Source organism: Streptomyces sp. NPDC096205, assembly GCF_044763135.1.
Classification (GTDB): Bacteria; Actinomycetota; Actinomycetes; order Streptomycetales; family Streptomycetaceae; genus Streptomyces.
Genome location: NZ_JBIWFS010000005.1, coordinates 450,748 through 463,481, shown reverse-complemented (window position 1 = coordinate 463,481; position 12,734 = coordinate 450,748). Strand labels below are relative to the sequence as shown.

The window sequence follows — 12,734 nt, the reverse complement described above, 5'->3', positions numbered from 1 at the left end:
ACTCAACCGCCGTACGGCGTCAGGCCGTTGCCCCGCGCCGGCGCCTGATCGGCTCTCCCACGCGGTGCAGGTGGGTGAGGGCCTCGCGGTAGGACCGTACGAGACCGGTCTCGTGATAGGGCACGCCGATCTCCGCGCAGTAGGCCCGCACGATGGTCCGGGCGCGCCGCAGGTGGGGGGTGGGCATGCTCGGGAACAGGTGGTGCTCGATCTGGTAGTTGAGTCCGCCGAGCAGCACATCGGTGAGCCGGCCGCCGCGGACGTTGCGGGAGGTGAGGACCTGGCGGCGCAGGAAGTCGGGCCGTTCGTCGCCGCGGAACGTGGGCATGCCCTTGTGGTTCGGTGCGAAGGTGCAGCCGAGATAGACGCCGAAGAGGCACTGGTGCACGGCGAGGAACGCCACCGCCTTGCCGGGCGAGAGCACAAGGAACAGCGCGGACAGATAGACCGCGAGGTGGAGCAGCAGAAGCGCGGCCTCCAGCGGCCGGTTCTTCACGGACGGCGAGCGCAGCGCCCGCAGGCTCGCGACATGCAGGTTGAAGCCCTCCAGCGTCAGCAACGGGAAGAACAGCCACGCCTGGTGGCCGCCGATGAAGCGGGCCAGGCCCCGGCTGTCGCGCGCCTGCTCGGTGGACCACACCAGGATGTCCGGAGCGACGTCCGGGTCGAGTTCCTCGTGGTTGGGGTTGGCGTGATGGCGGGTGTGCTTGTTCATCCACCAGCCGTAGCTCATGCCGATGCCGAGATTGCCGAACAGCCGGCCCCACGTCGCGCTCGTCCGCGCGCCCCCGAACACCTGACGGTGCGCCAAGTCATGGGCCACCAAGGCGATCTGACCGAACATCAGGGCAAGGAAGGCGGCCACCGCCAACTGCCACCAGCTGTCGCCGAGCGCGAGGAACACTCCCCAGGCGGCCGCAGTCAGCCCGATCACCAGACCGAGCCGTGCCGTGTAGTAGCCGGGCCGGCGCCTCATCAGTCCTGCCTCGGCGATACGACGGGACAGCCGCGAGAAGTCACTTCCGGCTCGGGAGTCGGAGGTACGGGATCGGGCGGCGGGCGCTGCGACCGCCACCACGGTCTGCTGAGAGATGGTCATACCCTCGAGTCTGCGCACCCCCGCCCGGCCGGAACAGCCTGCCAGTCCCCGTCCCGTACGGGGGCCTACCCCCACGGCGGCCCGGGGTGCTGACCCCCATCGGGCGGTGGGCCCTGCCCCCTTGCCACCCGGCCGGGCCGTGGTCCACCAGCGGCGGTTTCACCGACCCCGCCCTCCTGAAAACCCGTTGAAGCCGCGCTGAATCGTCCGCCGGGCACGCTCCGCGGCATACGACGACGCCGGCTCCGGACGAAGGGGCCGCGACCCGGGAGGGGAACACCATGCAGGGTCCGCAGCTGATCCGCCACCACATGGCGGCCTTCGGCCGGTTCGCCGCCCTCGGCTGCGGGGTCACCCTGGCCGCCTCCGCGGCACTGGTCGTGCTCGCGCAGTGGATGCCGTGGGTGGCGGCGAACGCCTTGACCACCGTGGCCTCCTCCGTCGTCACCACCGAACTGCACGCCCGCGTCTCGTTCGGCCACGGACGCCCCGGCCTGGCCGGGCACCTGAAGAGCGGGGCCACCATCGCCGCGGGCTGGCTGGTCACCTCCGCGGCGGTCGCCGCGCTGGCCGCACTCCGCCCCGACGCCGGTCTCGTCCCGCAACAGGCGGTGTACCTGACGGCCACCGCCCTCGTCGGGATCGGCCGCTATCTCGTGCTGCGCCTGGCCGTGTTCGCGCAGCGCGCCCCGCGACCGCGGACGGGGGAGCGCAGGGCACTGCCGAAGCCGGCCTTTCCTGCCTGGTCCGGCCCCGCCGGCACACCTACACTCGGCGCATGATCTGTCGTCTGTGGCGGGGCTGGACCACGAAGGAGAACGCCGACGCGTACGAGCGCATCGTCCGGGGACAGGTGATTCCCGGGATCGAGGCGCGGCGCATTCCCGGCTTCCAGTCGATCGACCTCGTCCGCCGTGAGCGGGAGGACGACGTCGAGTTCATGACCCTGATGTGGTTCGACGCGATCGACTCCGTGCGGACGTTCATGGGCGAGGACTACGAGAGCGCGCACGTGCCGGCGGCGGCTCAGGCGGTGCTCCTGGACTTCGACAGGCGATCGACGCACTACGAGGTGCTCGATCGCCGCGAGCAGCCCGGCTGAGCCGCACCCTGGCGCCCCTCGCGGAGCCGCGGCCGTTCTGTCCCTACGAGTCCGGCGACTGTTCCCGGATCTCGTGCAGCGCCTCCTCCAACAGCCCGCGGGCGCGGGTGAACCAGTCGGTCAGCACAGCGATCTCCTCCTCCCCGTAGTCGGCGAAGAGGGCGCCCAGGCGCTCGTACACGGGGCCGTAGACCGCCAGGATGCGTGCCTGCGCCGTCTCCTCCATCACCACGACCACGCGTCGGCGGTCGCCCGGGTCCGGGGCGCGGCGGATGTAGCCGGCCTTCTCCAGCCGGTTCAGTACACCTGTCACCGCCCCGGTTGTCAGCCTCGCCCGCTCCGCCAGGTCACCTGCGACCAGGTTCTCGCCGGCCATGGACGCCTCGATGAGGAAGCCCAGGCAGGTGAGGTCCGTGACGTTGAGGCCGAGCCTGCGCGCGATGTCCTGCTGACCGAACTGTGCCGTCGCGATCATCCGGTCCATGGCGTAGAGCGCCTGGTCGCCCGTCGCGGCCGGGCGCGCCTTGCGGTGCTCCACAAATTCCCCTTAGCATCTAAGTTGCTTAGCTCGTGAGATAAATTCTCTCCGGGGGCGGCTCGCGGCCGTCGCCGTCCCCTCATCTTCACAGCTCTCGAGGAGCCCGATCATGTTCATCCACGGAGACGACGCGTACGACATGGGGCACACGGTCGCCGGCTGGAGCGGCGTGGCCGTGGCGACCCTGGGGTCCGCGCTGTGCGGCCTCGGCCTGATCATGACCTCGGGGCCGCTCGTGTGCGCCGGGGTCGGCGTACTCGCCCTGGCGCTCCTGACCACCTGGGCGCTCCACCTGGCGGGCTGGGGCAAGCCGAGCGGGCCGCGCCCGGCCGGGCAGTGGGACTGGCGCGTCCGGGACACCGGCGCGCGAGCGGGGCACCCCGGCTGCCTGGGGTGCCGCCTGGCGGGGCGGCGGGGCGTGCCTCACGCTCACCCCGCCGGTGCGACGGAGCCCGTCGGCGCCGAGCGCCCGGTCACGGCATCGACGTCGGCGTGAAACGTCGTCAGGAGGAGTCGTCAGGGAAAGTCGTCAGGGGAAGAGGAAGTTGGCGATGGTCGCGTCGATGACCTGGGACACCGGGACGATCGACGCGTCGTTCACGAACGTCCGGTTCTGGAAGACCGCGACGAAACGCCGGCCGGCCGTGGCCTCCTTGATGATCGCCGCCTCCGAGGCCACGTTGGTGCCGTTGTTCAGCGGCCCCAGACCGATCTTCGACTGGAAGGTGACGAACTGCACCGAGGTGTCCCGGTTGAGGAACAGGTGCAGCCGGGGCACGTTCACGGCGTTGAACAAGAGCTTGAGCATGGCCTCGTCGGACGACGCGTCGACCAGCGGTGTGTTCTCCGGGTCGGGGGCCTGGCCGGGGTCGACACCCGGAGCGGCCGCCGCGCCGGGACCGGCGGCCAGGAAGGTGAACAGCCGGGCCATCTGGAAGGCGGACGTCGCCTGGGCCACCGGCGTGTCGTTGACGCACGGAATGCGCTGGGGCGGGAAGCCGTTGCCGAAGTCGCCGCACAGCCACATCCCGTCCGCGGTCTGCGGTGGCTCGACGGCACCGTCGTCGAAGAACCCGGCCGTGGCGGCGGCCTTCGTGAGATAGCCGAAGCCCAGCCCGTGGACCACCTCGCCCGCGGCGCTGTTGTTGCCGTCGACGATCGCGTCGAAGAGCTTCCCGAAGAAGTCGGACGTGAAGTTGACCGTGGCATCGGGCTGGACCTGGAACACCTTGTCCCACCGGGGCAGCAGGAAACCCGAGAGGTTCTTGCCGTCGAGCTGCGCGACACGGTTCTCGTCGATCTCTCTGCCGAAGGTGTCGCGCAACAGCGTGAGGGTGTCGGCCGGTGCGGGACCGGCGGTCGCGACGAGCTCGTTGGCGGCCCGGCGGAGTTCGAACGCGGCCCACATCGCGGTGGCCTTCAACAGGCTCGCCGAATAGTGCACCTCCTCCACCAACTGGCCCGCGAAATCGTGCGGCTCGATCTCCTCCAGAGCCACCAGGACGATCGGCGTCTTCTCCAGCCCCTGTCCGAAGGCCGCCATCGCGGCGTCGAAGGCCAGCTGGAGATCGGGATCGGGGTCGATCAGTTCGGGCTTGGCATCGGGAAAGAGTCCCATGCGCGGCTCCCGGGATTCGGCCGGACTCGGGCCCGGCTTCCGGACGGCGGCAACGGCGCAGCCGGCCGCCGGACGCTCCTGTCTCGATGCTGGCACGCCCGGGGACGCCCCGCACGCCGGTGCCGCGAGAGCGCCCATGAGGCCCGATGCTGCCAGGGGGAGCCACCGGCCGGTCTGCCAGACTGGCCGCGTGAGCACAACCCGGAGCACGGCGGCAGGAAAAGTCCTTCAGGTCCTCTCGGCCTTCGACCGTGAGCACCCGTCGCAGACCCTGTCGGAGATCGCTCAGCGCACGGGCCTGGCTCTGAGCACCGCGCACCGGGTCGTCGCGGAGCTGGCGGGCTGGGGAGTGCTGGAGCGCGACGAGGACGGGTCGTGGCATGTGGGGCTGAGGCTCTGGGAGATCGCCTCCGGGTGCCCCCGCACCAGGATCCTGCGGGATGTGGCGCTGCCGTTCATGCAGGACCTCTACGAGGCGACCCACGAGAACATCCAGCTCGCCGTGCGCGAGGGCACCGAGCTCGTCTTCGTCGAGCGGATCGCCGGCCATCGCTCGGTGGAGCTGCTGACGATGGTCGGCTCCCGCTTCCCCATCGGCTCCACCGGAATGGGCCGGGTGCTGCTGGCACACGCGCCGAGGGAGCTCCAGGAGGAGGTCCTCCAGTCCCCGCTGCGCGCCTGGACCCCGCACACCGTCACCGACCCGAAGACACTGCGCACCCAGCTGGACCGCATCCGCCGCGAACGGGTCTTCGTCAGCGACCGGCAGCTCTCGGAGGACACCGTCGCGGTGGCCGCCCCCGTGCGCATCGGCCGGACCGGGCCGGTCAGCGCCGCGCTCGGGATCGTCGTGGCCGCACGTGGCGCGAGCCGTGCCCGCGGGCTGCGCGAGCCGCTGCTGAGGGCCGCGTACGCGATCTCCGACGAGCTCGGCCGACGTACGCGTACGACAGCTTGACCTGGCGTACGCGTACGACAGCCTGACCTCTCCTGCGGGCTTCCGCCTGACGGAAACAGCGGCGACCGGTGCGGGTCCCGGGTGCCAACGTTCGGGGTGTCCGGAAGGTTCGCAGCTGCTCAGGAGATGCCCATGGCCGACGCCGCCGTCGACACTGTTGCCTCGGTTCCCGTCGCCGTCATCGGTGCCGGTCCCGCCGGCCTGATGCTGGCGCACCTGCTCGGGCGGGCGGGAGTCGAGACGATCGTGGTCGACACCCGCACCCGGCGGGAGATCGAGACGACGCAGCGGGCCGGCATCCTGGAGGCCGACGCGGCGCGGGACCTGGTCGAGACCGGCGTCTCCGACCGGGTCCTGCGCGACGGCCACGAACACGAGGGCATCGAGCTGCGGTTCGGCGGCCGGCCGCACCGCATCCACTTCAAGCAGCTGGTGGGCGAATCGGTGTGGCTCTACCCGCAGACCGACGTGTTCATCGACCTGGCCGACGCCCGGGACCGGGACGGCGGCACGGTCCACTTCGGCGTCAAGGACACCGAGGTGCTCGGCATCACCACCGGTGACCCCCGAGTCCGCTGGACCGCGCCCGACGGAACCCGCCACGAGATACGGGCACGGTACGTCGTCGGGGCCGACGGGTCGCGCAGCATGTGCCGCGATCTGGTGCCCGAGGACCGGCGCGTGCGCTACGGCAAGGAGTACCCCTTCGCGTGGTTCGGCATCCTGGCCGAGGCACCGATGAGCGCGCCCGAGCTGGTCTACGCCCACTCCGAGCACGGGTTCGCGCTGATCAGCCGGCGCACCGAGGCCGTACAGCGGATGTACTTCCAGTGCGGCCCCGACGAGTCCGTCGACGCCTGGCCGGACGACCGCATCTGGGAGACGCTGCAGGCCAGGGTGGCCGGGCAGGACGGCTTCCGGCTCCAGGAGGGGCCGGTTCTTGAGAAGACCGTGCTGAGGTTCCGCTCGTTCGTCCAGGAGCCGATGCGCTGGGGCGCGATGACGCTCGCGGGCGACGCCGCGCACACCGTGCCGCCGACCGGCGCCCGAGGGCTCAACCTCGCGCTGCACGACGTGAAGGTCCTCGCCGACGTGCTGCTGCGCGCGCTCGGCAGCGCGGGCGAGGCCGCGCTGGACGACTACCAGCCGCGCGCCCTCCAGCGGATCTGGCGGGCCCAGAACTTCTCCTACTGGATGACCCAACTGCTGCACACCGCGCCCGGCAGCACGCCGTTCGACCTCAGACGCCAACTGGGCGAGCTGGACAACGTGGTGGGCACGCGCGCCGGGCGCACCTATCTGTCCGAGCAGTACACGGGGTGGCCTGTGGGGTCTCGCGGCTGACGTTGGGGAGCCGGGCCACCAACTCCCGCCCCTGACCCCGTCGAACCACTAGGCCCGCGACCCACCGGCTCCGCCTCCGACGACGGCGACCCACCAGGAGAGAACACGTGATCATCGACTGCCACGGGCATTTCACCACCGCACCGCCCCAGTTGGCACAGTGGCGGGACCGTCAGGTGGCGGCGGTCGGCCACCCCGAGGACGCGCCCGACCCGGACGACCTGGTCATCACGGACGACGACCTGCGTCAGGCCGTGGAGGACAACCAGCTGCGGCTCATGGACGAGCGCGGCAGCGACCTGACCGTCTTCTCGCCGCGGGCCAGCTTCATGGCCCACCACATCGGTGACTTCGCGGTGTCCTCGGCGTGGGCGCGGATCTGCAACGACCTCGTCCACCGCGTCAGCACGCTGTACCCCGACCGCTTCGCGATGGGTGCGATGCTGCCGCAGTCCCCGGGCGTCGACCCCGCGACCTGTCTGCCCGAGCTGCGCCGTGCGGTCGAGGAACTCGGCGCGGTGACGATCAACCTCAACCCCGACCCGTCGGGCGGCAGTTGGACGGCGCCGCCGCTGACCGACCGCAGCTGGTACCCGGTCTACGAGGCCATGGCCGAGTACGACATCCCCGCGATGATCCACGTCAGCACGTCCTGCAACCCGGCCTTCCACACCACCGGCGCGCACTACCTCAACGCCGACACCACGGCGTTCATGCAGCTGCTCCAGGGCGACCTGTTCGCCGACTTCCCGACGCTGCGGTTCGTGATCCCGCACGGCGGCGGCGCGGTGCCCTACCACTGGGGCCGGTTCCGCGGACTGGCCATGGCACTGGGCCGGCCGGACCCCGAGACGCTGCTGGACAACGTCTTCTTCGACACCTGCGTCTACCACCAGCCCGGCATCGACCTGCTCACCCAGGTGATCCCCAGCCGCTCCCTGCTGTTCGCCAGCGAGATGATCGGCGCGGTCCGGGACATCGACCCGGGCACCGGCCACCACTTCGACGACACCAAGCGGTACGTCGCGGCCACCGCGAACCTCTCCGACGAGCAACGAGCCGCCGTCTACTGCGACAACGCCCTGCGCGTCTACCCCCGACTCGCCGACCGACTCGCCGCCCGCCGCGGCGCCGTACGCCACTGACCCCCAGGAGAACAACCATGGAGCACGCCGAGATCGGTGTCGTCCATACGTCGATCACCCGCGCCGCCCCCGAGGCCGTGGCCGCCCTGTCGGCGTTCGGTGTGGCGACGATCCATGAGGCCATGGGCCGGGCGGGCCTGATGCGCCCCTACCTGCGCCCCGTCCACCCGAAGGCCCGCCTGTGCGGCACGGCGGTGACCGTCCTGCTGCAGCCCGGCGACAACTGGATGCTGCATGTCGCCGCCGAGCAGATCCAGGAGGGCGACATCGTGGTCGCGGCCTGCACGACCGAGAGCGAGGACGGCTTCTTCGGCGAACTGCTCGCCACCTCGTTCCGCGCCCGGGGATGCGCAGGCCTGGTCATCGACGGCGGTGTGCGGGACGTCGCCGAGCTGGAGGAGATGGACTTCCCTGTCTTCGCCCGGGCCGTCCACGCCAAGGGCACGGTGAAGGCCACCCTCGGCTCGGTCAACGTACCGGTGGTGTGCGCCAACGCCCTGGTCAGGCCCGGCGACGTCGTAGTGGCGGACCGCGACGGCGTCGTGGTGGTACCCCGCGAGCGGGCCGCCGAGGTCGCCGAGGAGGCGGCCAGGCGCGAGGCCAAAGAGGAGGCCAAGCGCGCGCGGTTCCGCGCGGGCGAGCTCGGCCTGGACCTGTACGGCATGCGTGGCCCGCTGGCCGAGCTCGGCCTGCGCTACGAGGACTGACGATGACGGACTTCGAGAAGACCCCCGGCTGGCTGGACTGGTACGCCGATCCGAGCCGACCCCGCTTCCAGGTGCCCGAGGGCGCGGTCGACGCGCACTGCCATGTCTTCGGCCCGGGCGCCGAGTTCCCGTACGCCCCCGAGCGGAAGTACACCCCCTGCGACGCGTCCAGGGAACAACTCTTCGCGCTGCGCGACCACTTGGGCTTCGCCCGCAACGTCGTCGTCCAGGCGACCTGCCACGGCGCCGACAACAGTGCCATGCTCGACGCCCTGCGGGCCTCGGGCGGCCTGGCCAGGGGAGTCGCGACCGTGCGGCCGGGGATCTCGGACACCCAGGTGAAGGAACTGCACGAGGCCGGTGTCCGCGGCGTGCGGTTCAACTTCGTCAAGCGGCTCGTCGACGCGGCACCGCGGCAGGACCTGTGGGACGTCGTCGAGCGGATCGCGCCGTACGGATGGCACGTCGTCGTCTACTTCGAGGCGGCCGACCTCGCCGGCCTGCGCGACTTCCTCCTGTCGATCCCGCTGCCGCTGGTCGTCGACCACATGGGCCGGCCCGATGTCACCAAGGACTTGCACGGCCCTGAGTTCGAGGCGTTCCTGGACTTCCTGCGGGCCAGGCCGGACATCTGGTGCAAGGTGACCTGCCCGGAGCGGCTGTCGGTCAGCGGCCCGCCGGCCCTCGACGGCGAACAGCACGCCTACCGCGACGTGGTGCCCTTCGCCCGGCGCGTGGTCCAGGAGTTCCCCGACCGGGTGCTGTGGGGCACCGACTGGCCGCACCCGAACCTCACCGCCCACATGCCCGACGACGGCCTGCTCGTCGACTTCGTCCCGCACATCGCGCCGACCCCCGAGCTGCAGGAGAAGCTCCTCGTCACCAACCCGATGCGCCTGTACTGGCCGGACGTCCGCTGACCGCCTCCCGATCGGAGTTCCACCATGTCACTGGACAAGACCTACAAACTCGTCCCCGGGACGACCGTCTTCGACGCCGAGCAGTCCGCCAAGGGCTATCACCTCAACCAGTTCTGCATGTCGCTGATGACCGCGGAGAACCGCGCGCTCTACCTCGCCGACGAGCGGGCCTACCTGGACGCGTGGCCACTGCGGGAGGAGCAGAAGCGGGCGCTCCTCGACCGTGACCTGAACGCCGCCATGCGTGAGGGCGGCAACATCTACTTCCTCGCCAAGTGGGGTGCCACGCTGGGACTTTCGTTCCAGCAGATGGCGGGCTCGATGACCGGCATGACCGAACAGGAGTACCGCGCCATGATGGCCGGCGGCGGCCGCTCGGTCGAGGGCAACCGCATCGACCACGCCGTACTCGAAGCGGCGTACGCCGACCCGGCACCGCCGGCCGAGCACGCCACGATCACCGGCGCGGTCTTCACCTCGCACGTACCGGCGATCGGCGCGGCGATGGACCACGACAAGACCGACGAACCGTACTGGCGGCCGGTCTTCGAGGGGTACGAGTTCTCCAAGGAGTGGGAGAAGGAGAACCTCCCCGATGTGATCTTCCTGGTCTACAACGACCACGCCACGTCCTTCGACCTGTCGCTGATCCCGACCTTCGTGCTCGGCACCGGCGCCGCCTACCCCGCCGCCGACGAGGGCTACGGACCCCGGCCCGTCCCCGGCATCGAGGGCGATCCCGACTTGGCCGCGCACATCGCCCACTCGCTCATCAGGGACGACTTCGACCTCACCCTCGTCAACGAGATGGCCGTCGACCACGGCCTGACCGTCCCGCTGTCGCTGATGTTCGGGGACGTCGAGAAGTGGCCGTGCAAGGTCATCCCGTTCCACGTCAACGTGGTGCAGTACCCGGTGCCCTCGGGCGCCCGGTGCTTCCACCTCGGCAGGGCGCTGCGCAGAGCGATCGAGTCCTACGACAAACCGCTCAAGGTCCAGGTGTGGGGGACCGGCGGCATGAGCCACCAGTTGCAGGGCCCGCGCGCCGGCCTCATCAACCGCGCATGGGACAACGCCTTCCTCGACCGGCTGATCGAGGACCCGGCCGGTCTGGCGCAGGTGCCGCACCTGGAGTACGTCGAGGAGGCGGGCTCGGAGGGTATCGAGCTGGTGATGTGGCTGATCGCCCGCGGGGCGCTGAGCGACCTCGACGGCTCGGGAGACATCGAGGTCAAGCACCGCTTCTACCATGTGCCGGCGTCCAACACGGCCGTCGGGCATCTGATCCTGGAGAACCAGCCGCGGGACCCGGAACCCGCCGTGAAGGAGTGACATGACTGACCAGCAGACCGTCCGCATCGCCCTGGCCGGAGGCGGCGCCTTCGGCGCCAAGCACGCCGCCGCGCTCCAGCGGATCGAGGGCGTCGAGGTCGCCGCCGTCGTGAGCGGGGACCTCGACAGCGCGCGGAAGTTCGCCGCGGAACAGGGCGTCGGCCGCGGCGTCGCGACCCTGGAGGAGGTGCTGGCGATGGACGACATCGACGCCGTCGTCCTCGCCACCCCCACGCCGATGCACGCCGCGCAGACCCTGGCCTGCCTCGACGCGGGCAAGCACGTCCAGGTCGAGATCCCCCTGGCCGCATCCCTCGCCGACGCCGAGGCGTGCCTGGCGGCACAGCAGCGCACCGGCCTGGTCGCGATGGTGGGACACACCCGCCGCTTCAACCCCAGCCACCAGTGGGTACGGCAGCGGATCCAGGCCGGCGAGTACCGCATCCAGCAGATGGACGTGCAGACCTACTTCTTCCGCCGCACCAACCTCAACGCCCTCGGCCGGCCCCGCTCCTGGACCGACCACCTTCTGTGGCACCATGCCGCGCACACCGTCGACCTCTTCGCCCACCAGACCGGCTCGCCCATCGTGCAGGCCAACGCCCTCCAGGGCCCGATCCACCCCGAGCTCGGCATCGCGATGGACATGTCCGTCCAGCTGCGCGCGGAGAACGGCGCGATCTGCACCCTGTCGCTGTCCTTCAACAACGACGGCCCGCTCGGCACCTTCTTCCGCTACATCGGCGACACCGGCACCTACATCGCCCGGTACGACGACCTGGTCACCGGCAAGGACGAGCCGATCGACGTGAGCGGAGTCGATGTCTCGATGGACGGCATCGAACTGCAGGACCGCGAGTTCGTCGCCGCCATCCGGGAAGGCCGCGAGCCGAACTCCTCCATCGCCCAGGTGATGCCCTGCTACCGGACGCTGGCCGACCTCGAGAAGCAGCTCCAGGCTGCGTCGGGCGCGTGAGCACGGCACCGGCGGCCGGTCCGGGCCGGCCGCCGCGCCGGATCGGGCCGTTCGAGGTACCGGCGATCGGCCTGGGCTGCATGAACCTCAGCCACGCCTACGGCGTCCCGCCTGCGCCGCAGGCGGCACGCCAACTGCTCCTGACGGCGGTGGAGGAGGGCGTCACGCTCTTCGACACCGCCGCCCTCTACGGCTTCGGCGCCAACGAGGAGCTGGTCGGCCGGGTGCTCGCCGGCCACCGGGACCGGATCGTGCTGGCCAGCAAGTGCGGGATGACCGGGGTCGACGGCAAGCGCGTCATCGACGGCCGGCCGGAGACGATCCGGCGTACGGCCGACGAGGCGCTGGCCCGGCTGCGCACCGACGTCATCGACCTCTACTATCTGCACCGCCTGGACCGGCAGGTCCCCGTCGAGGAGAGCGTCGGGGCGATGGCCGAGCTCGTCGGGGCCGGGAAGGTGCGGGCCCTCGGTCTGTCCGAGGTGTCCGCCCGTACGCTGCGCCGGGCGCACGCCGTGCATCCGATCGCCGCGCTGCAGAACGAGTACAGCCTCTGGTCGCGCAATCCCGAGGAGGGCACCCTGGCGGCGTCCCGCGAACTCGGCGTCGCCCTGGTGGCGTTCAGCCCGCTGGCCCGCGGCTTCCTCACCTCGGCGCCCCCGGACCTCGACGCCCTTCCCGCGGGGGACATCCGCCGGGCCATGCCCCGCTTCGACGCCCGCCACTACCGGCCTCACCCTCCCGCAGCTGGCCCTGGCCTGGGTCCTCTCCCGAGGGCCGCACGTGGTCGCCCTTCCCGGGACCCGGTCGGCCGCCCACCTGCGGGAGAACCTGGCGACCCTGGACATCGACGTACCTGGCGAGGCTCTCGCCGCGGCAGGACGGGTGCTGAACGCCACCACCGTCCACGGAGCCCGCTACCCCGAGGCCACCCTCACCGAGATCGACACCGAACGCTGCGGCCGTGCGGGCTGACTTTCAGGCGTGCCCTGATC

General features: G+C 71.0%; 13 protein-coding genes and 1 pseudogene. 11 read left to right on the top strand and 3 right to left on the bottom strand.

What is annotated here, in order from left to right:
- Nucleotides 1-19 precede the first annotated feature (19 nt).
- The gene (locus ACIQ6Y_RS21295) at nt 20-1,099 is read right to left on the bottom strand and encodes a fatty acid desaturase family protein (RefSeq protein ID WP_404041147.1); all 1,080 of its coding nucleotides are present in this window, start codon (nt 1,097-1,099) and stop codon (nt 20-22) included.
- 281 nt (nt 1,100-1,380) lie between these two features.
- Between ACIQ6Y_RS21295 and ACIQ6Y_RS21290 the strand changes: the two genes are divergently transcribed.
- Both ACIQ6Y_RS21290 and ACIQ6Y_RS21285 read left to right on the top strand, forming a co-directional pair.
- Nucleotides 1,381-1,881, top strand: a complete 501-nt coding sequence (locus ACIQ6Y_RS21290) for a hypothetical protein (protein WP_404041145.1) — start codon at nt 1,381-1,383, stop codon at nt 1,879-1,881.
- On the top strand, nt 1,878-2,201 hold the full coding sequence (locus ACIQ6Y_RS21285) for an antibiotic biosynthesis monooxygenase (protein ID WP_404041142.1): 324 nt from the start codon (nt 1,878-1,880) through the stop codon (nt 2,199-2,201). The genes ACIQ6Y_RS21290 and ACIQ6Y_RS21285 overlap by 4 nt, the downstream gene beginning before the upstream one ends.
- 43 nt (nt 2,202-2,244) lie before the next feature.
- Here ACIQ6Y_RS21285 and ACIQ6Y_RS21280 read toward each other — a convergent pair whose 3' ends face one another.
- Entirely contained in the window at nt 2,245-2,685 is a 441-nt protein-coding gene (locus ACIQ6Y_RS21280; RefSeq protein WP_404041545.1) for a MarR family winged helix-turn-helix transcriptional regulator, read from the bottom strand.
- Between the two features lie 163 nt (nt 2,686-2,848).
- Here ACIQ6Y_RS21280 and ACIQ6Y_RS21275 point away from each other — a divergent pair, with 163 nt between their 5' ends.
- Nucleotides 2,849-3,235 (top strand): HGxxPAAW family protein, encoded by a 387-nt coding sequence (locus ACIQ6Y_RS21275; RefSeq protein WP_404041139.1) that lies wholly within the window; start codon nt 2,849-2,851, stop codon nt 3,233-3,235.
- 33 nt (nt 3,236-3,268) lie between these two features.
- Here ACIQ6Y_RS21275 and ACIQ6Y_RS21270 read toward each other — a convergent pair whose 3' ends face one another.
- A complete protein-coding gene (locus ACIQ6Y_RS21270) occupies nt 3,269-4,357 on the bottom strand; it encodes a hypothetical protein (protein WP_404041136.1) in 1,089 nt (362 codons plus the stop codon).
- A gap of 190 nt (nt 4,358-4,547) precedes the next feature.
- Between ACIQ6Y_RS21270 and ACIQ6Y_RS21265 the strand changes: the two genes are divergently transcribed.
- The 8 genes and pseudogenes from ACIQ6Y_RS21265 (at nt 4,548) to ACIQ6Y_RS21230 (ending at nt 12,714) form a co-directional block, all read left to right on the top strand.
- Nucleotides 4,548-5,315: an IclR family transcriptional regulator gene (locus tag ACIQ6Y_RS21265; protein WP_404041133.1), complete on the top strand. Its 768-nt coding sequence runs from the start codon at nt 4,548-4,550 to the stop codon at nt 5,313-5,315.
- 132 nt (nt 5,316-5,447) lie between these two features.
- Nucleotides 5,448-6,659 (top strand): 4-hydroxybenzoate 3-monooxygenase, encoded by a 1,212-nt coding sequence (locus ACIQ6Y_RS21260; protein WP_404041130.1) that lies wholly within the window; start codon nt 5,448-5,450, stop codon nt 6,657-6,659.
- Between the two features lie 107 nt (nt 6,660-6,766).
- Nucleotides 6,767-7,804, top strand: coding sequence for an amidohydrolase family protein (locus ACIQ6Y_RS21255; RefSeq protein WP_404041126.1), 1,038 nt, complete (start codon nt 6,767-6,769; stop codon nt 7,802-7,804).
- Between the two features lie 17 nt (nt 7,805-7,821).
- Nucleotides 7,822-8,511: a 4-carboxy-4-hydroxy-2-oxoadipate aldolase/oxaloacetate decarboxylase gene (gene ligK / locus ACIQ6Y_RS21250; RefSeq protein ID WP_404041123.1), complete on the top strand. Its 690-nt coding sequence runs from the start codon at nt 7,822-7,824 to the stop codon at nt 8,509-8,511.
- Between the two features lie 2 nt (nt 8,512-8,513).
- Nucleotides 8,514-9,431, top strand: coding sequence for an amidohydrolase family protein (locus tag ACIQ6Y_RS21245; protein WP_404041120.1), 918 nt, complete (start codon nt 8,514-8,516; stop codon nt 9,429-9,431).
- A gap of 24 nt (nt 9,432-9,455) precedes the next feature.
- Nucleotides 9,456-10,763, top strand: coding sequence for a protocatechuate 4,5-dioxygenase subunit alpha (gene ligA, locus ACIQ6Y_RS21240; RefSeq protein WP_404041117.1), 1,308 nt, complete (start codon nt 9,456-9,458; stop codon nt 10,761-10,763).
- A gap of 1 nt (nt 10,764) precedes the next feature.
- Nucleotides 10,765-11,739 carry a Gfo/Idh/MocA family oxidoreductase gene (locus ACIQ6Y_RS21235; RefSeq protein ID WP_404041114.1) on the top strand — a complete coding sequence of 325 codons (975 nt, stop codon included), beginning with the start codon at nt 10,765-10,767 and terminating at the stop codon, nt 11,737-11,739.
- Nucleotides 11,736-12,714, top strand: a pseudogene (locus ACIQ6Y_RS21230) (aldo/keto reductase). The gene ACIQ6Y_RS21235 and the pseudogene ACIQ6Y_RS21230 overlap by 4 nt, the downstream one beginning before the upstream one ends.
- Nucleotides 12,715-12,734 lie beyond the last annotated feature (20 nt).